The organism is Ruegeria sp. CDSA241 (assembly GCF_059611265.1).
Window position 1 is genome coordinate 78,818 of sequence record NZ_JBXWPF010000013.1, and the last position, 19,195, is coordinate 98,012.

Consider the following 19,195-nt stretch of genomic DNA (forward strand, 5'->3'; position numbering starts at 1 on the left):
ACGCAAGCGCCAGCAAAACAGTCGGAGAAAACAGGGAGCGGACGTCAAGTCTGGGCACGTAATTCTCCTAGTTGAAGGCGATGAAGGCTGTTTGGGTGTCCGCGGCTGGCATCAAAGAGCCCATCGCACCCGTCGGAAACTGGGTGATTTGCACCGGGAACAGCGGTGCGGCGGGTTGTGTGAAGGGATCACGCGACATGCGGGCAGTTTGCACCGCCGTGCCCGGGTCAAGCTGAGCATGAACAATCTGGTAGCGGCTGGAATAGGTCTTGGCCAAAGCCGGGGTTCGCGAGTGATAGGCCCCCGCCGCTGCCGGCCACGACCCAAGTTCGGAATATAGCTGTTTCAGAAACCGGGCCGCGTAGCTGGCGTTAGTCTCGGGGTCGAACATGGCATCGATCGACTGAAAGGCCTGCCCGTGCCAGCGATAGTTGATTTGAAAGCACCCGATATCAAAGCTGCGCTTTCCGGCTTGGAAAATATCCGCGACATAAGCTTTAGCCTCCTGCTCAGATCGGAACCAATGGCCGCGCCCTTCGACATTGATTGCCCATGGCCAAGGCTCAAGTCGGCCTTTGATCGCGCGGCCAGTTTCAACCCGCGTTATGGCGCGCAAAACATCAAGCGGTATGTCTTGGGCGAGGGCCGCGCGGCGGGCGGCCTGATCACATGTCTGAGACATCCGGGCCTCCGCGCCCGCAAAGCTCTGACGCGCTGCCAGAAGCAACGCAACACATGCTATGACAATGAATAGGCGATTTGGCATTCTGCCGGTCCGGGATTCTGATCTATCCGGGCCACGCTAGCCTTGCCTTGGTTTACAGAGGGTTATCAGTCAATCAGATTCGATCAATCCGCCGGCCAAAAACAACGCTCGTATTGGTGCGCAGAACACCGGGGATTCGTGCCAGATCATCAACGAGAATATCCAGATCCTCGATCCTTGGCGCGTCAGCGGTCAACAGCAGGTCAAAGTCACCGTTGATCGAAAGACAGAGTTTAACCTCGGGATAGGCCTCGAGCCGCTTGATGATACGGGTGGTTTCCTTCTGTTGAACCTCGAGCAGAACGACAACCTGGACGCGGGGGGCATCTTCGGGGCTGTTCAGGATCACGGAATAGCCGGCAATGATGCCGCGTTCTTCCATCCGGCTGATGCGTTCATGCACGGTTGTCCGGGCAACGCCCAGTTTTGCCGCGATTTTTGTGGTCGACTCGCGGGCATTATGTTGCAGGACTGAGATGATGCGGCGGTCAAGCTGATCCATTGGCGCTCCGGTGCGGGTCTGGTTTTTCCGGTTTAGGGCAAAACGACAGCAGGGCTCAAGGCTCACGCGGGATACGGGGGTGCAGGTCGTCTATTATGACGGGGTGAGCATGCGGTGGCGGGCCGGCCATGTGCGGGTGATCACGCGGCAGGTTAGGATGGTCGTGGATCACCGAATGCAGATCAGAACGCGGCCAAAGGGTGACCGCACCGATAATACCCAGAAAGGACATCGCCGCCATAAAGCTCAGGGCGGTTGGGGCTCCAAACAGGGTCATCAGCCCGCCTGCCAGAGGATACAGCACCAGCCAACAGCAATGAGACAGCGTGAATTGGGCCGCAAAGACGGCGGGGCGGTCTTCGGGATGGGCCGAGCGGGTCAGCAGGCGGCCAGACGGAGTCAGCGTGGTGGAATAGCCAAAGCCAGCTAGGGCCCACAAAACGATCAACAGACCCAAAGACAGCGGGGTTGTCGCAAATATCGCGGCGGCCCCGGCCATGGTGGTGCAGCACAGAAGGGCGCCGGCCAACATGACCTTTCGATCCTCGATCCGGTCCAGCATCCGGGGCAGGATAAAAGCGGCAAGCATAGAGCCGCCACCAAAACCGGCCAGCGCAGCGGCAACGGCGCTTTCGGACAGCCCCAGATCTGATCGCACGATGACCACAGTGTTGACGATCACCATTGAGCTGAGTGCCGCCGCGCTCCAACTCAGGGCAAGAAGGCCCCGCAGCCGGGGTGTGTTCGAATAGATGCGTATGCCACGTGTTGTCCGTTCGTATATCCCACGCGGTTTGCTTGGTTTGGGTGATGGCAAAGCCACCGACACCACCAGCAGCGCCGAAGCGACAAATCCCAGGGCGGTGCCCCAGAAAAGGCTGTTGAAGCTGACCAACAATAACAGGGCTGCGGCGAATACGGGGCTTAGCAGGCTCTCCAGATCATATGCCATCCGCGATAGGGACAGGGCGCGGGTGTATTCGCGCTCATCTGTCAGTACATCGGGGATTGTAGCCTGAAATGCAGGGGTAAATCCGGCCGAGGCGGATTGCAGCACGAAAATCAGGACATAGACCTGCCAGACCTCGGTCACAAAAGGCAGACACAGCGCGACAGCCGCACGGATCAGGTCAAGCACCACCAGCATCTTGCGCCGGTCCAGCCGCTCGGCAAACGCGGCCGCCAATGGCGCAACCGTGACATAGGCCACCATTTTGATGGTCATCGCGGTGCCCAACACCAGCCCGGCCGCATCCCCTGCCAGTTCAAAGGCCAACAGACCCAGCGCGACCGTGGCCAGCCCAGTGCCCGTCAGGGCAACGATCTGCGCGGCCAACAGGTGGCGATAGGTCCGGTTTCTTAGAACGCTTAACATTGATTGATATCTGCCGCAGTCTAAAGGCTCTGTCACCCCAAACCTTCATTTAGGTCTTGACCAACTGCGACAGCGGCAACCGGCTGGCGTACAGGGATGGCGTTGAGTTTAGGGAATAAAGCGCCTATCTCGGTGGCGATACCGCGCAAAGGAATACTCGGGTGGCTAACTATTTGTACAAAAACGACCTGCCGGACGGGTTGGATATGGGGCCGGTGGTGGCCATTGACTGTGAAACCATGGGTCTAAACCCGCATCGCGACCGCCTCTGCGTGATCCAGATGTCGGGCGGCGATGGCAATTCGCATATCGTTCAGGTCGAAAAGGGCCAGACCGAGGCACCGAACTTGTGTGCCATGCTGGAAAACCCGGATGTGCTGAAACTGTTCCATTTTGGCCGTTTCGACATTGCCGCGATGTATCACGCCTTTGGTGCGTTAGCCGCGCCAGTCTATTGCACCAAGATCGCCAGCCGTCTGGTGCGCACCTATACCGACCGGCACGGGCTGAAAAACCTGTGCAACGAGTTGATCGGCGTCGATATCTCGAAACAGCAGCAGATGAGCGATTGGGGCGCCGAAACGTTGAGCGAGGCGCAGCTGGACTATGCCGCCTCGGATGTTCTGTATCTGCACCGCCTGCGGGAGGAGTTGAACAAGCGCCTGGCGCGAGAGAGCCGGACCGAGATGGCGCAGGCCTGTTTTGACTTCTTGCCGATGCGTGCGAAACTCGATCTCGCCGGTTGGCCAGAAACGGATATTTTTGCGCACTCATGACTGATACCGAAGCATTTCTGAGAACCGCCCGTCAGGTGGTGACAGACGAGGCCCGCGCGCTGGAGGTACTGGCCGACGGTCTGGATGAACATTTTGCCCAAGCGGTTCAGCTGATTTTGCAGGCCTCGGGCCGCATCATCATAAGCGGCATCGGCAAGTCGGGTCATATCGGGCACAAGATCGCGGCCACGCTGGCCAGCACCGGTACACCGGCCTATTTCGTGCACCCGGCCGAGGCCAGTCATGGCGATCTGGGCATGGTTTCAAAAGGCGATGTGGTTCTGGCCATCTCGAATTCGGGCGAAGCGCCAGAGCTTGCCAACCTGCTGGCTTTTACCCGCCGCTTTGGCATTCCACTGATTGGCCTGTCCAGCAAGCCGGAAAGCACTCTGATGAAACAGGCAGACGTGCATCTTTTGATCCCGTCATTGGGCGAGGCCTGCGGCTATGGCATGGTGCCTTCGATTTCCACGACGTTGACTTTGGCCATGGGCGACGCGCTAGCGATAGCGTTGATGAAGTATCGCAACTTCAAACCCGAAGATTTCCGCGCCTTTCATCCCGGTGGAAAACTAGGTGCACAGCTGAGCACGGTGCAGGATCTGATGCACAAGGGCGATGCGTTGCCGCTGGTTTCGGTCGGAACACCCATGAGCGATGCGCTGATCGAGATCAGCCGCAAGGGCTTTGGCGTTGCCGGGGTTATCGATCCGCATGGTCAGGTGGTGGGCATCATCACCGATGGCGACCTGCGGCGTCATATGGAGGGCTTGCTGGGCAAAACGGCCGAGCAGGTGATGACGCAGAACCCAACAACCATCCCGCCCGGCGCGTTGGCCGAAGAGGCGGTGGCCATCATGAATGACCGCAAGATCACCTCTTTGTTTGTGGTCGAAGAGGGCAGTGATCGCCAGGCCCTGGGCGTGCTACATATCCACGATTGCCTGCGCGTTGGTTTGGGGTAGAGGGGCGTTCGATGGACGGACATTCCCGGATGGTGCAATTTCTGAAGGTGTTGCTGCCTTTGGCAGCCATTGTGCTGCTGTCGACGGTTTTCCTGCTGTCACGCAGCATCGAAACCAGCGTGTCCGTTCCGTTTACCCAAAAAGACATAGATGAACGTCTGGCCGACCAAGTGGTGACCCAACCCCATTATCTTGGAACAACCAGAAAAGGCGAGGAAGTTCAAATTCAGGCGGCCCAAGCGACCCAGGGGCGCGAAGGGTCATTGCCCACGACTGCCGAATTTAGAGGGCGGTTGGGATTGTTGAATGGCGGCGTCATAACGATGGATTCAAATTCCGGTATGATCCGCCCGGACAAGAATTCCGCAACGTTTGTTGGGGACGTCCTGATAACGACGACAGACGGAATTCAGGTCAGAACTGATCTTCTGAATACCTCTCTGGATGAAATCCGCGGCGACACTCCGGGTCAGGTCGATGGCACCGGCATCATCGGAGATTTTTCCGCGGGACGCATGACATTTGGAACCGAAAAAAAGGATGGGCCGGTCCATATTCTTTTTACAGATGGTGTTAAGCTGGTATACGAGCCTGAAAAAACAGAAAGATAAGCCGTGATTGATTTGCGATTTGCTGTTGTTAGTTTTGCGCTGATGGTCGGTGCCTTTTCGGCGTCGGCACAGGAAACGCAGGTCGCCTTCGGGTCAGCCAAGGCGGATCCAAGCCAGCCGGTCGAGGTCACCTCGGAATCCCTAAACGTCAATCAAGAAGACGGCACGGCCGAGTTTATCGGTAACGTCCTGATCGTGCAGGGTGAGATGCGCCTGACCGCCGAGCGGGTCTTGGTCATCTACAACGCCGACAGGTCCGGAATCGAGCGGATGGAGGCGACAAATGATGTGGTTCTTGTCAGCCCGCCTGATGCAGCCGAAGGCGACTGGGCCGAATACACAATCGACTCGGGCGAAATCGTGATGCGCGGAAATGTGCTTTTGACGCAAGGCCCCAGCGTTATCAGCGGCGATCAGATGAATGCCAATCTGACGACCGGAACGGCAAAGATGACTGGCCGCGTCAAAACCATTCTGAATCCGGATAGCAACTGATGGAGCGTCCGAATTTGTCTGTGGCCGAAGGCGGTTCCGGCCTCAGGATCGAGAAACTGCGGAAATCATACCGTAAGAAGACCGTGATACGCGAAGTCTCGATGACGTTGGGCCGGTCCGAGGTGGTTGCCTTGTTGGGTCCGAACGGATCAGGCAAGACCACAACGTTCTATTCGGTCGCCGGGCTTGTCTTTCCCGAAGCTGGCACTGTGACCATTGACGGCCAAAACGTGACGACCCTGCCGATGTATAGGCGCGCGCGGCTTGGGATCGGATATCTGCCGCAAGAAATGTCGATTTTCCGCGGGATGAGTGTCGAAGACAACATTGCCGCCGTTCTGGACATCACCGTGAAGCACAGCCATCGCAGGAAAGAGCGGCTGGAAGAGCTGTTGTCCGATTTTTCGATCGAACATCTGCGCCGCGCCCCGGCATTGGCATTGTCGGGTGGCGAGCGTCGCCGTGTCGAAATTGCCCGTTGTCTTGCGGCTGATCCGAAATATCTGTTGCTGGACGAGCCGTTTGCAGGCGTGGACCCGATCAGCGTCGGCGATATCCGCCATCTGGTAGCGGACCTGAAAAAGCGCGGCATCGGCGTGCTGATCACTGACCATAACGTGCGCGAAACACTGGAAATCGTGGACCGGGCCTATATCCTGCATGATGGTCAGGTGCTGATGTCGGGCACGCCGGATGAAGTCGTCGAGAACGAAAATGTCCGCCGGGTTTATTTGGGCGAAAACTTCCGTATTTCATAGGCTTGCGCGGAATTGCGCCCAGCGCATGGCCGAAATCACGTATATACACGCCTGTTTTGATTGACTCTGCCGCCGTCTCTTGCCTCAATTGGGTTATGGCATTTCTTCAGTTCCAGTCGGGATCGCGGTACACCTTTGCTAAGGGGTACGTTTCTCAGCAACTGCGGAATATGCCGATATCCCCCACCCGATAAAAACACGTGCGCTGCGTAACGCAGCGTCAAAATGGGTGTGAATTGTGAAGGAGATCACATGCGTTACCAAATTAGCGGAAAACAGATCGACATCGGCGAGGCACTGCAGACCCATGTGCAGACCGAGCTAGGGGAGGTTGTTGGAAAATATGCCCAGCGCCCGACCGACGCCAATGTCGTCTTTTCCCGTTCTGCGCATGAGTATGTTTGCGAAGCCACCGTGCATCTTTCGACCGGCCTGACTGCGCAGGCCAAGGCCCACGCTATCGAAATCTACGCAGCATTCGAGGCCTGCTGTGACAAGATGGAAACGCAGTTGCGCCGGTATAAGCGCCGCCTCAAGGACCATCACAAGGACCGATCCGAGCCGGTTGAACTCTTTGGTGCTTCCTCTTATATCCTCGCCTCTGACGAATCAGAGTCGGCTGATGAACCTGAATCGCTGCAGCCGATGATCGTGGCTGAGATGGAAACCAAGATCCCATCGTTGAGTGTTGGTGAAGCCGTAATGCAGATGGAACTAGCCGGCGCCCCGGTGCTGGTGTTCCGGAATGAAAACAAGGACGGATTGAATGTCGTGTATCGCCGTGAGGACGGCAACATCGGCTGGATTGATCCGTAACAGGCAAGAATAGCAAGGCAAGCCCCTGCGCAAGCAGGGGCAAGGCCATGGAGCGTGATCATGGAGCTTTCGAGCATACTGAAGCCCGAGGCGGTACGTGTATTGTCCGCCGCTTCCAGCAAGAAGCGGTTGTTTCAGGAAATCGGCGATGTTGCCGAGGGGGCCCTTGGTCTTGAAGCGCAGGTTGTTGTGGATGGCCTGCTCGAGCGGGAGAGCCTTGGCCCAACAGGCGTTGGTCATGGAGTCGCCCTGCCACATGCGCGGCTGGGTGATCTGGCCGAAGTGGCTGGCGTTTTCGTAATGCTGGAAAAGCCGATTGATTTCGGTGCGGTAGACCGCCAGCCGGTTGATGTCGCTTTTGCGTTGTTTGCCCCGGAAGAGGCAGGTGTGGACCACCTAAAGGCGCTTGCACTGGTGTCCAGAACGCTGCGCAATACGTCGGTTTGCGCAAAGCTGCGCGCCAATCCTGATCCGGTCAAGCTCTATGCAATTTTGACCGAGGCGCAGTCGGTCCAGGCGGCTTAACTGCCCCAAAGGCAATAAAAAAGCCCCCGGTTTTCGGGGGCTTTTGCGTTTTAACCGCCGGTTCCCATTTCCAGGGTCCACCAGATTTTCCCGCCGTTCTCCTGGTGCCAGGCAAAGCCCATCTGAGTGGCTTTGGCATCCATGATGACATTTCGCGGTCCGGGTTCCTGCATCCAGGCGGCCAGCGTTTCGGTCTCGGTCTCATAGGTTTCCGAGATCGCCTCGCCGAGGAAGGTGCCGTAATAGCCGACGCGCGTCGCCCGATCCAACGGCGAAGATCCGTCCGAGCCAAAGTGCCAGGGCCGATTCTGTCGCGCCATATCCTTGGAATGGGTGGCGGCCGCGGCATTGAGCTGAGCATTCAGTTGTACCGGCTGAAGGCCCGATGCCTGGCGGAGGGCGTTAACCGAATCCAACATCCGGAATTGCAGCTTTTCTGGATTGCCACGGATCTTGTACACCGTTGGCAGGGGGCGCCCATCTGCCCCATAGGTTGGGGATCCACCCGGCGTACAGGCGGCCAGTGCAATAAAGCTAGCAAACAGTAATGAAATGATACGCGTCATGATCGACCTGATTATTGTGTTGCCATACGGCATAGCGTGACAGAAGGCTGTGGGCAAACGCACAATGGCTTTGTTCTGCGTGATTCTGCCGGTTTCAATTGCGACTGAAGCATTCTGGCAATAAAATGCACAGGATTTTTAGATTTTCTGTGAAAAGGACCTGCGATCATGGTCAAGAAAAGCATTACTCATACAACCCGACGCGGATTCGTCGCGGGTGTCTCGGCTCTGGTCGCCTCGCCTGCGATTGCCCAATACACCCCCGGAGACCCGCTGCGCCCCGCACCCGAGGACGAACCCGCGGTGCGCCGTAACATCTCTGGCTTCAGGGCGCTGGACTGGCAGCCCTATTTTTCCAACACGAAAAACGGCGCTATCCTTGTCGATACAGTGTCGCGGGCGCTGCATTACTGGTCTGACGATCAATCGGTGTACAAACTATACCCGTCGTCGGTTCCCCTGACCGAAGAGCTGACGCGCCGCGGCCGGACCAGTGTGATCCGCAAGGTCGAGGGCCCAAGCTGGTCGCCAACACCTTCGATGAAGAAAAGAAATCCGGAATGGCCAGACTATATCCCGCCGGGTCCGGATAACCCTCTGGGAACACATGCTTTATATCTAAGCTGGAAATATTACCGAATTCACGGAACCCATGATACGCGCAAAATTGGGCGCCGATCTTCGAATGGGTGCATCGGTCTTTTCAACAACGATATTGCCGAACTGTTCTCAATGGCCAGGGTTGGCACGCAAGTGTTGCTAATTTGACGACATTTCCGCGCAGGTACCCGCTTGTGGCGCAACTTCCATTTGCATTCCAGTTGGATAGCTGATTAGAAAAAAACACGAGGTAAGTCTTGAGTGCATGGTTTCACTATACGGAACCGTGCGTATCCTGGAGGTTAATATGAAGAAACTCGTTCTCGCCGCTGCACTGACTGCTGCTGCTTCGACCGCTTATGCAGGCAACCTGGAAGAGCCGGTTGTTGAAGCACCTGTTGTTGTTGAAGAAACTCAGGGTTCGTCAAACGGCATCATCCTGCCGCTGATCCTGTTGGTTGTTGTTGCCGCAGCTGTTGCAGCAAGCTAATTCGACAAGCGATATCTAAAGAAAAGGCGGTGGAGCTTTCCACCGCCTTTTTTTTGTGCCTAGTCGACTGGGTGGCTTAGTCCAGCCAACCCTTCAAATTATCCTCGATCACCTTGCCCAGGGCCGCTATGTGCGATTCGTCATCGTTCAGGCATGGGATATAGGTAAAGCTTTCGCCGCCCGCGTCCTCAAAACTCTCTTTGATCTCTTCGTTGATCTCTTCCAGCGTTTCGATGCAATCGGAGGAAAACGCTGGTGCGATAACGGCGATCTTCTTCTTACCCTGTTTTGCCAACTCGGCCACATGGTCGACCGTATATGGCTTGAGCCATTCTTCCGGGCCGAATCGTGACTGGAAGGTCGATACAAGCTGGTCGTCAGACCAGCCCAACCTTTCTTTCAGCAACCGAGTCGTTTTTGCGCATTGGCAGTGATAGGGGTCGCCTTGTTGCAAGTAGCGTTCCGGCATGCCGTGGTAGGAACAGACCAGTATGTCCGGTTTGTCCACCATCGCGGCATAGGCCTTTTCAACCGAGCCCGCCAATGCGTCGATATAGGCGGGTTCGTCAAAATAGGCGGGCACGGTACGGCTGGCGGGTTGCCACGTTTCATCCATCAGGGCGCGGAAAAACTGATCATTGGCCGTGGCCGTCGTGGCGCCTGCGTATTGCGGGTAAAGCGGAAAGAACAGAATCCGGTCGCAGCCCGCTGCGACCATTTCCCGGACCTTTGATTTGGTCGATGGGTTACCATAGCGCATGCAGAACTCGACCATGACCCTGTCGCCATAGCGTTCCGTCATCGCGTCCCGCATCTTGGCGGTCTGCTCTTTGGTGATCGTCATCAGCGGGCTTTCGCCCTTGTCGTGGTTCCAGATCGACTTGTACGCCTCACCCGAGCTGAAGGGCCGTTTGGTCAGGATGATCCCCTGCAGGATTGGTTGCCATTTCCACTTGGGATAGTCGATCACGCGCTGGTCCGACAGAAACTCGTTCAAATAACGGCGCATGGGCCAATAGCTGTAATCGTCTGGGGTGCCGAGATTGGCCAGCAGGATGCCGACGCGGCCCGTTTTGACTTTGGGGTGATCCGCCGGGGCATGATCGGGGCGTGTGGCGTCAAACATGTTTCACTTCCTGAGATGTCTTTGCTTCGGGCTGAGATAACCGGAATTCCGCATTCGTCAATCGGACAGTTTGCCTTCGCTTGCGCCCAGAGCATCCGCAAGCCGCATCTGGGCCGAGCCCGGACGCAGCGGTTTTGGCTGGCTTTCATCGGGCGACCAGCCAGTTAGGCAGACCAGCTCGAATGTTGCCTTGAGGCGTTTCTGATCAGTGCTGAAATGATTGGCATAGATGTCTTGCGCCCGGGCAAAGACCTGCCGGTTTGTGGGGTGTTTCATGCGGTTTTGCAGGCTGTTGGTTTCACCCATTGCCCGCAGGTCATGCATCAGGTGGGTCAGATCGCGATATTCCGCCGTCAGCCGCGCGGTATCAGCAACCGGCAGGGCCAGTCCGGCGCGTTGCAGCAACCCGCCCAGATCGCGCAGCTCGGCCATAGGCGCGATGCGGGGGCTGAGGCCGCCCGTGACCTCAACCTCGGCCTGCCCAAGTGCGGCGCGCAGTTCCCGCAGGGTTTCACCGCCCAGACAGATCACCAGCAACAGCCCATCAGGTTGCAGCGCGCGGTGACACTGGATCAACTGCCCAACCGGATCATTAGCCCAGTGCAGAGCCATGGCATGGATCACCAGATCATGGGCACCGGGGGTCAAGTCCAGCACCTCGTTATCCGGGATGATCCGCGCCATTGGCAACACATCCTGCCAGACTTGCGCAAAAGGGGTCACGATCGCCGGGTCCGTAAAGCTTTTATTAACCAAGGCGAGCCGATCCTGAACCTCGTCAACTGCGGCGCGGTGCAAGAACAAGGCATCTTCCCGTGCGCGGGACCGACGCCGTGCAAGGATTGCGCGGTCGAACAGTGAGGGTGCGTTGGAATCAGGCAGTTTCATAGGGCGCAACTATCGCATGTGGCAGCGGATTCAAACCGCTGTCCAGATGATCTATCCCCCGCGCTGTCTGGGATGCGGTGATTTGACCGAGTCGGATTTCGGCCTCTGTGGCTCCTGTTGGCGTGAAACGCCCTTTATCGGTGGCGCTGTATGTGAAAGCTGCGGCGTGCCCTTGCCGGGTGAGGCCGATGGCCACCGAATCGAATGTGATGACTGTATGAAAACGCCGCGCCCCTGGCGCGATGGGCGGTCTGCGCTTTTGTATGATGGCAAGGCGCGATCCCTGATTCTGGCTCTGAAACACGGGGACCGGCCCGAGCTTGCACGCCCTGCGGCGCGCTGGATGGCCCTGGCGGGTCGGGATTTGTTTCGCGAGAACATGCTGATCGCGCCGGTACCGCTGCATTGGTCCCGGTTGCTGAAACGCAGGTACAACCAATCCGCCCTGTTGGCGCAGCATCTGGGGCGGCAAACCGGATTGGAGGCCTGTCCGGACCTTTTGGTCCGACGGACAAGAACGCCGGTTTTGGATGGAAAAACAGCCGCACAGCGCATGGAAACGCTGGAGAATGCGATTGCAGCGCATCCCAGGCGGCTTCGGCAGATGCAGGGGCGCGATATTCTGCTGGTCGATGATGTCATGACATCAGGCGCAACATTGACCTCATGTGCACGTGTCTGTCGTGCATCCGGGGCAAATCATATTTTTGTGTTGACCCTAGCGCGCGTTGCCAAGGATACCTAACTCGCCCAGGATTGTGCGAAACCCAAAGGTACGGAATATGAAATCGGTAGAAATATATACCTCGCCGCTCTGTGGCTTCTGTCACGCTGCAAAACGGCTGTTGAATCAGAAGGGCGTCGAGTTTCAGGAAGTCGATGTCCTGAGGAACCCAAAACGCAAACCTGAAATGATCCAGCGCGCCGGTGGCAAGCGCACCGTACCCCAGATCTTTATCGGATCGCAGCATGTGGGTGGATGCGACGACCTGTATGAGCTGGAACGTCAGGGCAAGCTGGACGGTTTGCTGGCGGCCTGATGAAGAGCGCCCTGCTTCAGATCACCTCGTCGGATGATCCGGCTGAAAACCTGAAAATGGTGCGCGCCCTGATGTCCGAAGCGGCAGGGCAGGGTGCGCGGTTCGTTCTGACGCCCGAGGTGACGAATTGCGTGTCCACCTCGTCCACACGGCAGCGGGAAATCCTGCAATACGAAGAAGATGACCTGACACTAGCGGGGCTGCGCGAGCAGGCCGCGAGCCTGGGGATCTGGTTATTGATCGGCTCGTTGGCGATCAAAACACATGATGCGGATGGTCGGTTTGCCAATCGGTCTTTCATGATTGATCCTCAGGGGCAGATCGTGGCGTGGTATGACAAGATCCATATGTTCGACGTGCAGGTGTCCGAGGCCGAGACGTTTCGCGAGTCCAAAAACTACCGTCCCGGCACACGAGCGGTCATAGCCGAGACAGATTTCGGCAAGGTGGGTCTGAGTATATGTTATGATATCCGCTTCCCCCAACTGTACGAATCTCTGGCGCAGGCTGGAGCGCGCATTCTGACGGTTCCAGCCGCTTTTTCACCGGTCACGGGTGAGGCCCATTGGAAGTCGCTGTTGCGGGCGCGGGCGATTGAAAACGGATGCTGGGTGTTGGCCCCGGCGCAGACCGGTGAACACCCTAAAACCAGGGGAAAGACCCGCAAAACCTACGGTCACAGCATGGTCGTTGCCCCATGGGGAGAGGTCGTCATCGACGCAGGGACCGATCAGGGCATTCACTTTTTCAATTTGGATGATAGTTCTGTTACAGAAGCACGAAGCCGCGTGCCTTCGCTGACACATGTCCGTCCCTTTGACGGCCCCTGATCCAGAATCTGGACTATGACAAACGATACCAATGCCCTCGCGGTCACGCTGTTCAGCGAGATCCTGACCGCAGACCAGTTATTGCGTAACCGGCTCAGCCGGGTGCTGCCCAGGGGCATGGAAATTTCGCATTTCTCGGTTTTGAACCATCTTGTCTTTGTCGGCAACGAACGCAGCCCGGCACAGCTAGCCGATACGTTTCACGTGACCCGAGGTGCCATGACCAATACCTTGGCCAAGCTGGAATGGGCCGGATATATCCACATCCGCCCCGACTGGGACGACGCCCGCCGCAAGATGGTCGCCATCAGCCCCGCTGGGCGGAGTGCTCGGGATCAGGCGATCTCCTCCATTGCGCCGCTGATCAATCGCGTGGTCGGAGAGCTGGGGCTGGAGCGGGTCCGCAGCACGCTGCCCGTGCTGCGGGATTTGCGATTGCAGTTGGAGGGGGAGTAGGTTCACCCCGGCTTCACGCTCGCCGTCACATAATTCACGCTCAAATCCCGGTCCGAGATCGACCAGCTCCATAGTATCGGGTTGAACACGAAACCCTTGTGGTCCACCGGGTCCAACCCGGCTTGACGCAACAGGTCGAACAACTCGTCAGGGGTGATGAACTTGTTCCACTCATGCGTGCCGCGCGGCAGCCAACGCATGATCACCTCGGCACCAAAGATGGCCATCGCATAGGATTTCGGGTTGCGGTTGATGGTCGAACAAATCTCAAGCCCGCCTGGTTTCAGCAAATCCCGCGTGGCTGTCAGAAAGCTGAGCGGGTCGGCCACATGTTCGACCACCTCCATGTTCAGAATCACATCAAACTGCTCACCTGCGGCGGCCATCGCCTCGGCAGTGGTGTGGCGATAGTCGATCCCAAGCCCTGATTGCTCGGCATGGATGCGGGCGACGGGCAGGTTGCCCTCGGCGGCATCGGCGCCCACGACCTCGGCGCCAAGGCGAGCCATGGGTTCACTCAGCAAGCCTCCTCCACATCCGATATCCAGCAGGCGCAGGCCCTCGAACGGGCGCGGGGCCTTCAGATCACGGTCAAATTCGCCTGCGATTTGCTGTGTGATATAATCCAGACGACAGGGGTTCAGCATATGCAGGGGCTTGAATTTCCCATGCGGGTCCCACCATTCGGCGGCCATCGCCTCGAATTTTGCGATCTCGGACGGGTCTACCGTGTTCGGATGCGCTTGCATTCCTGTCTCCGTATGCTCTTTTACGTTTAAGGACTATATAGGGCCATAATGGACAAGTACCCGGACCAAAAGCGCGCAGTGCAATATCTTTACCCGCCGATCGACCCGTTCGATCAGCGCATGGTCGATGTGGGCGATGGTCACCTTATCTATATGGAACAATGCGGCAATCCGGATGGCCTGCCGGTGGTCGTGTTGCACGGAGGCCCAGGTGGCGGATGCAGCCCCGCAATGCGGCGCTATTTCGATCCGGACGTCTTTCGGGTGATTCTGTTTGATCAGAGAGGCTGTGGACGCTCGCGCCCGCACGCGTCGGTCACAGACAACACAACCTGGCATCTGGTGGCCGATATCGAACGGCTGCGCACCCTGTTGAACATCAGTGACTGGGCCGTTTTCGGTGGAAGCTGGGGCGCAACCCTGGCGTTGATCTATGCGCAGGCGCATCCCGACCGGGTGAATAGGCTGATATTGCGCGGCGTGTTTCTGGCAACGCAGGCCGAGCTGGACTGGTTCTATGGTGGTGGCGCGGGCAAGTTCTGGCCCGAGCAATGGTCCAAGTTCACCGCTCTGCTCTCCGAGACTGAGCTTTCCGACACGATTGGGGCCTATAACAAACGTCTGTTCTCAGGGGATCGGGCGACTGAGGTTCTGTACGGACGGGCCTGGTCCGCTTGGGAAAATGCGCTGGCGTCAATCCATTCGAACGGATCCACCGGAGAAAGCCCGGGTGAGTATGCGCGCGCCTTTGCCCGGCTTGAGAATCACTATTTCATCAATCGGGCTTTCCTTGATCAGGACGGACAGATTCTGGAGCAGATGGATCGGATCGCTCATATTCCCGGCCATATCGTTCAGGGCCGCTATGACATGATCTGCCCACCGCATTCTGCCTGGAACCTGGCCGAGCGTTGGCCGAATGTCGAATTGAAGATGGTCCGTCAGGCAGGCCATGCCCTGTCTGAACCCGGCATCAGTGCCGAACTGGTCCGCATTATGAACCGCGTGGCCGAGGGGGTAGCATGACCCGCATTGACCGCCGCGCGTTGTTTGCATCAGGTGCCGCTGCGGCGCTGTTGGCCGCAACAGGCGCCTCACTGGCGAATACGCCCAAGCCGGGCGGAACCCTGCGGCTTGCGGTGCCGCGTGACGACAGTCTTGAACAGGTTGCACGGGGGGCGGTGTTTGACACGCTGACCGAAATCGCACCTGACGGTACCTTGCGAGGTGAGCTGGCAACAGGATGGCAGACCGATACGGATGCCCGGATCTGGACGTTTGATCTGCGCGATGATGCGGTGTTCCACGACGGCGTAGCATTGGATATCGCTGATGTGATGGCGGTTTTGGCCGAAGTCGGGCGCGCCGAAGCGCTGGCCCCTAACCGGCTGCACCTTGAACTGGCTAAACCTAATCCCGGCCTGCCTTTCCTGCTGGCCGAAAGTCAATTTGTCATCCCGCGGGCTGGTCAGAGCGTCAAACCGCTGCAGATCGCCAATGGCACCGGATGCTACCGTGTCGAACGGGCTGAGGATGATCGCCACTTTCTGGGCCGCAAAGTTGTTGACCATTATAAGAGCACTCAGGCCGGCTGGGCGGATGCTTTTGAGATTATCGTCATTCCTGATGCCCGCGTCCGGGCCGAAGCATTGCGGGATGGCTATGTGGATATTGCTGCCCTGCCATCATCCGAAGGCTTGAATGGACTGCGCGGTCTGCGCCTTCACCCCAGCGAATCGGATATTGCGCTGGCTGCCGCTGCTCATGTTGGTATGCCCCAGCAGATCGGCGGCGCGCGCGCGCTGGACGACGGACGCATCGCTGAACGGTGGTGGTTGGCGTAAATTCCGGTCAGGGTTCCTGCCGGGGGTTGCAGACTCGGGAATCCCTGCGTATATGCAGTTGCAACAGCGGCGTGTCAGACTTCTGGTCTGGGGCTCCACCGGGAATTTCGACGGGCCGCGCGCCCGTTTTTTTGTGCCCGACTGACAGGGTAGAGTAGCTGATGACAAACGAACTGATAGCCAAAGCTGCCATCGATCGGAGACTGGCCGAGATCATCACCCCAGTGATCGAAGATCTGGGGTATGAGCTGGTCCGTATCCGCCTGATGAGCGGCAAGCAGACCACCTTGCAGATCATGGCCGACAAGCCCGATGGTGGCATCGAAGTGGATGATTGCGCCGAGATATCGAACGCAGTCAGTGCCACACTGGATGTCGAAGATCCGATCCTTGACGCCTATGCGCTGGAAGTGTCCAGCCCCGGCATCGACCGGCCTCTGACACGTCTCAAGGATTTTGAGATGTTCGAGGGCTATGAGGCAAAGATTGAAACCGCCGAACTGATCGACGGCCGTCGCCGCTTCAAAGGTGAGCTGGCCGGGATCGAAGGCGATGAGGTTTTGATCAATATCTCCGAGGGAGATGAGACAATCACCATCGGCTTGCAGTTTGACTGGCTAAGCGATGCCAAGCTGGTCCTGACCGATGATCTGATCAAAGAGATGCTGCGCCAGCGCAAGGACGCCGGTGCCCTGAACGAAAACGCTTTCGACGAGATTGAGACCGAAGGGTCCGAAGAGGAGACGAACTGATGGCAATCACCTCAGCCAACCAGCTGGAGCTGCTGCAGACCGCCGAGGCCGTGGCCCGCGAAAAGATGATCGACCCCGGTCTGGTTGTCGAAGCGATGGAAGAATCGCTCGCCCGTGCCGCCAAAAGCCGCTACGGCGCCGAGATGGATATCCGCGTCAGCATCGACCGCAAGACCGGCAAGGCGACCTTTACCCGTGTCCGCACCGTGGTTGAAGATGAGGAGCTTGAGAACTATCAGGCCGAGATGACCGTCGAGCAGGCCAAGCAATACATGGAAGCGCCAGAAGTCGGTAGCGTCTATGTCGAAGAAGTGCCTCCGGTCGAAATGGGCCGGATCGCGGCGCAATCCGCCAAGCAGGTGATTCTGCAGAAGGTCCGCGAAGCCGAGCGCGATCGCCAGTACGAAGACTTCAAGGATCGCGCAGGTACCATCATCAACGGTGCGGTCAAGCGCGAAGAGTTTGGCAATGTCATCGTCGATCTGGGCGGTGCCGAGGCTGTTCTGCGCCGCAACGACAAGATTGGCCGCGAAAGCTATCGCCCCAATGACCGTGTGCGCGCCTATATCAAGGAAGTTCGCCGCGAGGTTCGTGGCCACCAGATCTTCCTGTCGCGCACCGCGCCTGAATTCATGGCTGAACTGTTCAAGATGGAAGTGCCGGAAATCTATGACGGCATCATCGAGGTCAAAGCTGTTGCTCGCGATCCCGGATCGCGCGCCAAGATCGCTGTCATTTCCTATGACGGCTCGATCGACCCTGTCGGTGCCTGCGTTGGTATGCGCGGCAGCCGTGTGCAGGCCGTCGTGAATGAGCTGCAGGGCGAAAAGATCGACATCATTCCATGGAATGAAGATCAGCCCACCTTCCTGGTGAACGCGCTGCAGCCTGCCGAGGTGTCCAAGGTTGTTCTGGATGAAGAAGCGGGCAAGATCGAAGTTGTGGTTCCCGAAGAACAGCTGAGCCTTGCCATTGGCCGTCGCGGTCAGAATGTGCGCCTGGCCAGCCAGCTGACCAATCTGGACATTGATATCATGACCGAGGCCGAAGAATCGGCGCGCCGTCAGAAAGAATTCGAAGCCCGCACCAGCCTGTTCATGGAAAGCCTGGATCTGGACGAGTTCTTTGCGCAACTGCTGGTCTCGGAAGGGTTTACCAACCTGGAAGAAGTCGCTTATGTCGAGCTCGACGAGCTGTTGGTCATTGACGGCGTCGACGATGGCACCGCGCAGGAACTGCAGACCCGTGCGCGTGAACACCTGGAAGCACAGGCCAAAGCGGCGCTGGATGCAGCGCGTGAGCTGGGTGTCGAGGACAGCCTTATTGAATTCGAAGGTCTGACACCCCAGATGGTAGAAGCGCTGGCCAAGGACGACGTGAAAACGTTGGAAGATTTTGCCACCTGCGCTGACTGGGAACTGGCTGGTGGTTGGACCACAGTTGATGGTGAGCGTATCAAGGATGACGGCGTTCTGGAGCCTTTTGGCATAACGCTGGAAGAGGCGCAGGATCTGGTCATGACCGCACGCATCATGCTGGGCTGGGTTGATCCTGCCGAACTGGAGCAGGCTGAAGAAGACGGCGTAGCGGCCGACGAGGAAGCCGAGGCCTGATCGCAGGCTTCGGGTGGCGCACATGGGTCGCGGTGGCGTCCATAAGGATCGGTCTGACGGACCCGAACGCAAGTGCATTGCCACTGGCGAGGTTCAGCCTAGATATGGGCTGATCCGCTTTGTGGTCGGGCCAGACGGTCAGGTCTTTCCTGATGTCGCGGCAAAACTGCCGGGGCGCGGTGTTTATGTCTCGGCTGACCGCAGCGCGTTGGACAAAGCCATTGGCAAGAAATTGTTCGCGCGGGGGTTCAAGGCGCAGGTCACTGTGTCAAAGGATCTGGCCGATGAGGTTGAAAAGCAGATTGCGCGGCGCGTGATCGAGCTTTTGAGCCTCGCGCGCAAGTCCGGTGATGCGGTTGCTGGCTATGAAAAGGTCAAGGCAATGCTGGACCGGGAAGAGGCCCAGATATTGCTTCAGGCGTCCGATGGATCGGGGCGCGGCAAGTCGAAACTCAGCACGCCGCACTTTGGGAAATACATCGGCTGGTTGACCGCAGACGAACTTGGGGCGGCATTTGGGCGCCAAACCGTGATTCATGCGGCCTTGGCCTCTGGCGGACTCGCCAAACGTGTTGTAGAGGAAGCGCAGCGCCTGCATGGCTTGCGCGAAACGGATGACGGCGGCAAGGGCCGCGCGGAAGGGTAAGAAGCT

The 19,195-nt window shown here is 58.0% G+C and carries 25 protein-coding genes; 18 read left to right on the forward strand and 7 right to left on the reverse strand.

Annotated elements, in window-relative coordinates:
* Positions 1-67 precede the first annotated feature (67 nt).
* From AC2FJV_RS13150 to AC2FJV_RS13160, 3 genes are all read right to left on the reverse strand, one after another.
* Positions 68-766 (reverse strand): lytic transglycosylase domain-containing protein, encoded by a 699-nt coding sequence (locus AC2FJV_RS13150; protein ID WP_496689858.1) that lies wholly within the window; start codon positions 764-766, stop codon positions 68-70.
* Positions 767-839: 73 nt separating this feature from the next.
* Positions 840-1,268, reverse strand: a complete 429-nt coding sequence (locus AC2FJV_RS13155; RefSeq protein ID WP_142638301.1) for an Lrp/AsnC family transcriptional regulator — start codon at positions 1,266-1,268, stop codon at positions 840-842.
* 55 nt (positions 1,269-1,323) lie between these two features.
* Complete coding sequence (locus tag AC2FJV_RS13160) at positions 1,324-2,643, reverse strand: MFS transporter (protein ID WP_496713915.1); 1,320 nt, start codon at positions 2,641-2,643, stop codon at positions 1,324-1,326.
* 161 nt (positions 2,644-2,804) lie between these two features.
* On the opposite strand from AC2FJV_RS13160, the gene AC2FJV_RS13165 reads away from it, so the two are divergent.
* The 7 genes from AC2FJV_RS13165 (at position 2,805) to AC2FJV_RS13195 (ending at position 7,589) form a co-directional block, all read left to right on the forward strand.
* Positions 2,805-3,419, forward strand: a complete 615-nt coding sequence (locus AC2FJV_RS13165; RefSeq protein WP_271950800.1) for a ribonuclease D — start codon at positions 2,805-2,807, stop codon at positions 3,417-3,419.
* On the forward strand, positions 3,416-4,384 hold the full coding sequence (locus AC2FJV_RS13170; protein ID WP_496713916.1) for a KpsF/GutQ family sugar-phosphate isomerase: 969 nt from the start codon (positions 3,416-3,418) through the stop codon (positions 4,382-4,384). Before AC2FJV_RS13165 ends, AC2FJV_RS13170 begins: the two co-directional genes overlap by 4 nt.
* An 11-nt stretch (positions 4,385-4,395) precedes the next feature.
* Positions 4,396-4,995 carry an LPS export ABC transporter periplasmic protein LptC gene (locus AC2FJV_RS13175; RefSeq protein ID WP_142638293.1) on the forward strand — a complete coding sequence of 200 codons (600 nt, stop codon included), beginning with the start codon at positions 4,396-4,398 and terminating at the stop codon, positions 4,993-4,995.
* Between the two features lie 42 nt (positions 4,996-5,037).
* Positions 5,038-5,490 (forward strand): LptA/OstA family protein, encoded by a 453-nt coding sequence (locus AC2FJV_RS13180; protein ID WP_142638458.1) that lies wholly within the window; start codon positions 5,038-5,040, stop codon positions 5,488-5,490.
* Complete coding sequence (gene lptB, locus AC2FJV_RS13185) at positions 5,490-6,248, forward strand: LPS export ABC transporter ATP-binding protein (RefSeq protein ID WP_142638291.1); 759 nt, start codon at positions 5,490-5,492, stop codon at positions 6,246-6,248. Before AC2FJV_RS13180 ends, lptB begins: the two co-directional genes overlap by 1 nt.
* Before the next feature lie 252 nt (positions 6,249-6,500).
* Positions 6,501-7,064 (forward strand): ribosome hibernation-promoting factor, HPF/YfiA family, encoded by a 564-nt coding sequence (gene hpf / locus AC2FJV_RS13190; RefSeq protein WP_142638289.1) that lies wholly within the window; start codon positions 6,501-6,503, stop codon positions 7,062-7,064.
* Between the two features lie 60 nt (positions 7,065-7,124).
* Positions 7,125-7,589 (forward strand): PTS sugar transporter subunit IIA, encoded by a 465-nt coding sequence (locus AC2FJV_RS13195; RefSeq protein WP_281973576.1) that lies wholly within the window; start codon positions 7,125-7,127, stop codon positions 7,587-7,589.
* A gap of 50 nt (positions 7,590-7,639) precedes the next feature.
* Here the strand turns inward: AC2FJV_RS13195 and dalA are convergent, their stop codons facing one another.
* On the reverse strand, positions 7,640-8,155 hold the full coding sequence (gene dalA, locus AC2FJV_RS13200) for a divisome-associated lipoprotein DalA (RefSeq protein ID WP_142638285.1): 516 nt from the start codon (positions 8,153-8,155) through the stop codon (positions 7,640-7,642).
* Between the two features lie 168 nt (positions 8,156-8,323).
* Here dalA and AC2FJV_RS13205 point away from each other — a divergent pair, with 168 nt between their 5' ends.
* Complete coding sequence (locus AC2FJV_RS13205) at positions 8,324-8,923, forward strand: L,D-transpeptidase (RefSeq protein ID WP_142638283.1); 600 nt, start codon at positions 8,324-8,326, stop codon at positions 8,921-8,923.
* 139 nt (positions 8,924-9,062) lie between these two features.
* Positions 9,063-9,245, forward strand: a complete 183-nt coding sequence (locus AC2FJV_RS13210; RefSeq protein WP_142638281.1) for a hypothetical protein — start codon at positions 9,063-9,065, stop codon at positions 9,243-9,245.
* 76 nt (positions 9,246-9,321) lie between these two features.
* Here AC2FJV_RS13210 and hemH read toward each other — a convergent pair whose 3' ends face one another.
* Complete coding sequence (gene hemH, locus AC2FJV_RS13215; RefSeq protein ID WP_281995589.1) at positions 9,322-10,371, reverse strand: ferrochelatase; 1,050 nt, start codon at positions 10,369-10,371, stop codon at positions 9,322-9,324.
* A 57-nt stretch (positions 10,372-10,428) separates the two neighbouring features.
* Positions 10,429-11,259 (reverse strand): methyltransferase domain-containing protein, encoded by an 831-nt coding sequence (locus AC2FJV_RS13220; protein ID WP_281995590.1) that lies wholly within the window; start codon positions 11,257-11,259, stop codon positions 10,429-10,431.
* A gap of 16 nt (positions 11,260-11,275) precedes the next feature.
* Here AC2FJV_RS13220 and AC2FJV_RS13225 point away from each other — a divergent pair, with 16 nt between their 5' ends.
* The 4 genes from AC2FJV_RS13225 to AC2FJV_RS13240 are packed head-to-tail and all read left to right on the forward strand — an operon-like array spanning position 11,276 to position 13,585.
* Positions 11,276-12,004, forward strand: a complete 729-nt coding sequence (locus tag AC2FJV_RS13225) for a ComF family protein (RefSeq protein WP_142638275.1) — start codon at positions 11,276-11,278, stop codon at positions 12,002-12,004.
* A 37-nt stretch (positions 12,005-12,041) separates the two neighbouring features.
* Positions 12,042-12,299 (forward strand): glutaredoxin 3, encoded by a 258-nt coding sequence (grxC, locus tag AC2FJV_RS13230; protein WP_142638273.1) that lies wholly within the window; start codon positions 12,042-12,044, stop codon positions 12,297-12,299.
* On the forward strand, positions 12,299-13,129 hold the full coding sequence (locus AC2FJV_RS13235) for a carbon-nitrogen hydrolase family protein (RefSeq protein WP_496694099.1): 831 nt from the start codon (positions 12,299-12,301) through the stop codon (positions 13,127-13,129). The genes grxC and AC2FJV_RS13235 overlap by 1 nt, the downstream gene beginning before the upstream one ends.
* Positions 13,130-13,144: 15 nt before the next feature.
* Entirely contained in the window at positions 13,145-13,585 is a 441-nt protein-coding gene (locus AC2FJV_RS13240; RefSeq protein ID WP_142638269.1) for a MarR family winged helix-turn-helix transcriptional regulator, read from the forward strand.
* A gap of 2 nt (positions 13,586-13,587) precedes the next feature.
* Here the strand turns inward: AC2FJV_RS13240 and ubiG are convergent, their stop codons facing one another.
* Complete coding sequence (ubiG, locus tag AC2FJV_RS13245; protein ID WP_496713917.1) at positions 13,588-14,334, reverse strand: bifunctional 2-polyprenyl-6-hydroxyphenol methylase/3-demethylubiquinol 3-O-methyltransferase UbiG; 747 nt, start codon at positions 14,332-14,334, stop codon at positions 13,588-13,590.
* Between the two features lie 48 nt (positions 14,335-14,382).
* Here ubiG and pip point away from each other — a divergent pair, with 48 nt between their 5' ends.
* The 5 genes from pip to AC2FJV_RS13270 all read left to right on the forward strand — a co-directional run bounded on the left by pip (position 14,383) and on the right by AC2FJV_RS13270 (position 19,189).
* Entirely contained in the window at positions 14,383-15,360 is a 978-nt protein-coding gene (pip, locus tag AC2FJV_RS13250) for a prolyl aminopeptidase (RefSeq protein WP_142638265.1), read from the forward strand.
* Positions 15,357-16,178: an ABC transporter substrate-binding protein gene (locus AC2FJV_RS13255; protein ID WP_496694100.1), complete on the forward strand. Its 822-nt coding sequence runs from the start codon at positions 15,357-15,359 to the stop codon at positions 16,176-16,178. The genes pip and AC2FJV_RS13255 overlap by 4 nt, the downstream gene beginning before the upstream one ends.
* A 161-nt stretch (positions 16,179-16,339) precedes the next feature.
* The gene (gene rimP / locus AC2FJV_RS13260; protein ID WP_142638261.1) at positions 16,340-16,930 is read left to right on the forward strand and encodes a ribosome maturation factor RimP; all 591 of its coding nucleotides are present in this window, start codon (positions 16,340-16,342) and stop codon (positions 16,928-16,930) included.
* Positions 16,930-18,543, forward strand: coding sequence for a transcription termination factor NusA (nusA, locus tag AC2FJV_RS13265; protein ID WP_271950779.1), 1,614 nt, complete (start codon positions 16,930-16,932; stop codon positions 18,541-18,543). The genes rimP and nusA overlap by 1 nt, the downstream gene beginning before the upstream one ends.
* Before the next feature lie 22 nt (positions 18,544-18,565).
* Positions 18,566-19,189, forward strand: coding sequence for an RNA-binding protein (locus AC2FJV_RS13270; RefSeq protein WP_142638257.1), 624 nt, complete (start codon positions 18,566-18,568; stop codon positions 19,187-19,189).
* Positions 19,190-19,195 lie beyond the last annotated feature (6 nt).

Excerpts from the sequence above, each read along its gene's own strand:
- AC2FJV_RS13195 (WP_281973576.1), top strand. The coding sequence starts at position 7,125 with ATGGAGCTTTCGAGCATACTGAAGCCCGAGGCGGTACGTGTATTGTCC.
- rimP (WP_142638261.1), top strand. The coding sequence starts at position 16,340 with ATGACAAACGAACTGATAGCCAAAGCTGCCATCGATCGGAGACTGGCC.
- AC2FJV_RS13270 (WP_142638257.1), top strand. The coding sequence starts at position 18,566 with ATGGGTCGCGGTGGCGTCCATAAGGATCGGTCTGACGGACCCGAACGC.
- AC2FJV_RS13170 (WP_496713916.1), top strand. The coding sequence starts at position 3,416 with ATGACTGATACCGAAGCATTTCTGAGAACCGCCCGTCAGGTGGTGACA.
- AC2FJV_RS13235 (WP_496694099.1), top strand. The coding sequence starts at position 12,299 with ATGAAGAGCGCCCTGCTTCAGATCACCTCGTCGGATGATCCGGCTGAA.
- hemH (WP_281995589.1), bottom strand. The coding sequence starts at position 10,371 with ATGTTTGACGCCACACGCCCCGATCATGCCCCGGCGGATCACCCCAAA.
- AC2FJV_RS13155 (WP_142638301.1), bottom strand. The coding sequence starts at position 1,268 with ATGGATCAGCTTGACCGCCGCATCATCTCAGTCCTGCAACATAATGCC.
- AC2FJV_RS13225 (WP_142638275.1), top strand. The coding sequence starts at position 11,276 with ATGTGGCAGCGGATTCAAACCGCTGTCCAGATGATCTATCCCCCGCGC.
- grxC (WP_142638273.1), top strand. The coding sequence starts at position 12,042 with ATGAAATCGGTAGAAATATATACCTCGCCGCTCTGTGGCTTCTGTCAC.
- AC2FJV_RS13175 (WP_142638293.1), top strand. The coding sequence starts at position 4,396 with ATGGACGGACATTCCCGGATGGTGCAATTTCTGAAGGTGTTGCTGCCT.
- nusA (WP_271950779.1), top strand. The coding sequence starts at position 16,930 with ATGGCAATCACCTCAGCCAACCAGCTGGAGCTGCTGCAGACCGCCGAG.
- AC2FJV_RS13240 (WP_142638269.1), top strand. The coding sequence starts at position 13,145 with ATGACAAACGATACCAATGCCCTCGCGGTCACGCTGTTCAGCGAGATC.
- AC2FJV_RS13210 (WP_142638281.1), top strand. The coding sequence starts at position 9,063 with ATGAAGAAACTCGTTCTCGCCGCTGCACTGACTGCTGCTGCTTCGACC.
- AC2FJV_RS13205 (WP_142638283.1), top strand. The coding sequence starts at position 8,324 with ATGGTCAAGAAAAGCATTACTCATACAACCCGACGCGGATTCGTCGCG.
- AC2FJV_RS13180 (WP_142638458.1), top strand. The coding sequence starts at position 5,038 with ATGGTCGGTGCCTTTTCGGCGTCGGCACAGGAAACGCAGGTCGCCTTC.
- AC2FJV_RS13150 (WP_496689858.1), bottom strand. The coding sequence starts at position 766 with ATGCCAAATCGCCTATTCATTGTCATAGCATGTGTTGCGTTGCTTCTG.
- ubiG (WP_496713917.1), bottom strand. The coding sequence starts at position 14,334 with ATGCAAGCGCATCCGAACACGGTAGACCCGTCCGAGATCGCAAAATTC.
- hpf (WP_142638289.1), top strand. The coding sequence starts at position 6,501 with ATGCGTTACCAAATTAGCGGAAAACAGATCGACATCGGCGAGGCACTG.
- pip (WP_142638265.1), top strand. The coding sequence starts at position 14,383 with ATGGACAAGTACCCGGACCAAAAGCGCGCAGTGCAATATCTTTACCCG.
- AC2FJV_RS13220 (WP_281995590.1), bottom strand. The coding sequence starts at position 11,259 with ATGAAACTGCCTGATTCCAACGCACCCTCACTGTTCGACCGCGCAATC.
- AC2FJV_RS13255 (WP_496694100.1), top strand. The coding sequence starts at position 15,357 with ATGACCCGCATTGACCGCCGCGCGTTGTTTGCATCAGGTGCCGCTGCG.
- AC2FJV_RS13160 (WP_496713915.1), bottom strand. The coding sequence starts at position 2,643 with ATGTTAAGCGTTCTAAGAAACCGGACCTATCGCCACCTGTTGGCCGCG.
- dalA (WP_142638285.1), bottom strand. The coding sequence starts at position 8,155 with ATGACGCGTATCATTTCATTACTGTTTGCTAGCTTTATTGCACTGGCC.
- lptB (WP_142638291.1), top strand. The coding sequence starts at position 5,490 with ATGGAGCGTCCGAATTTGTCTGTGGCCGAAGGCGGTTCCGGCCTCAGG.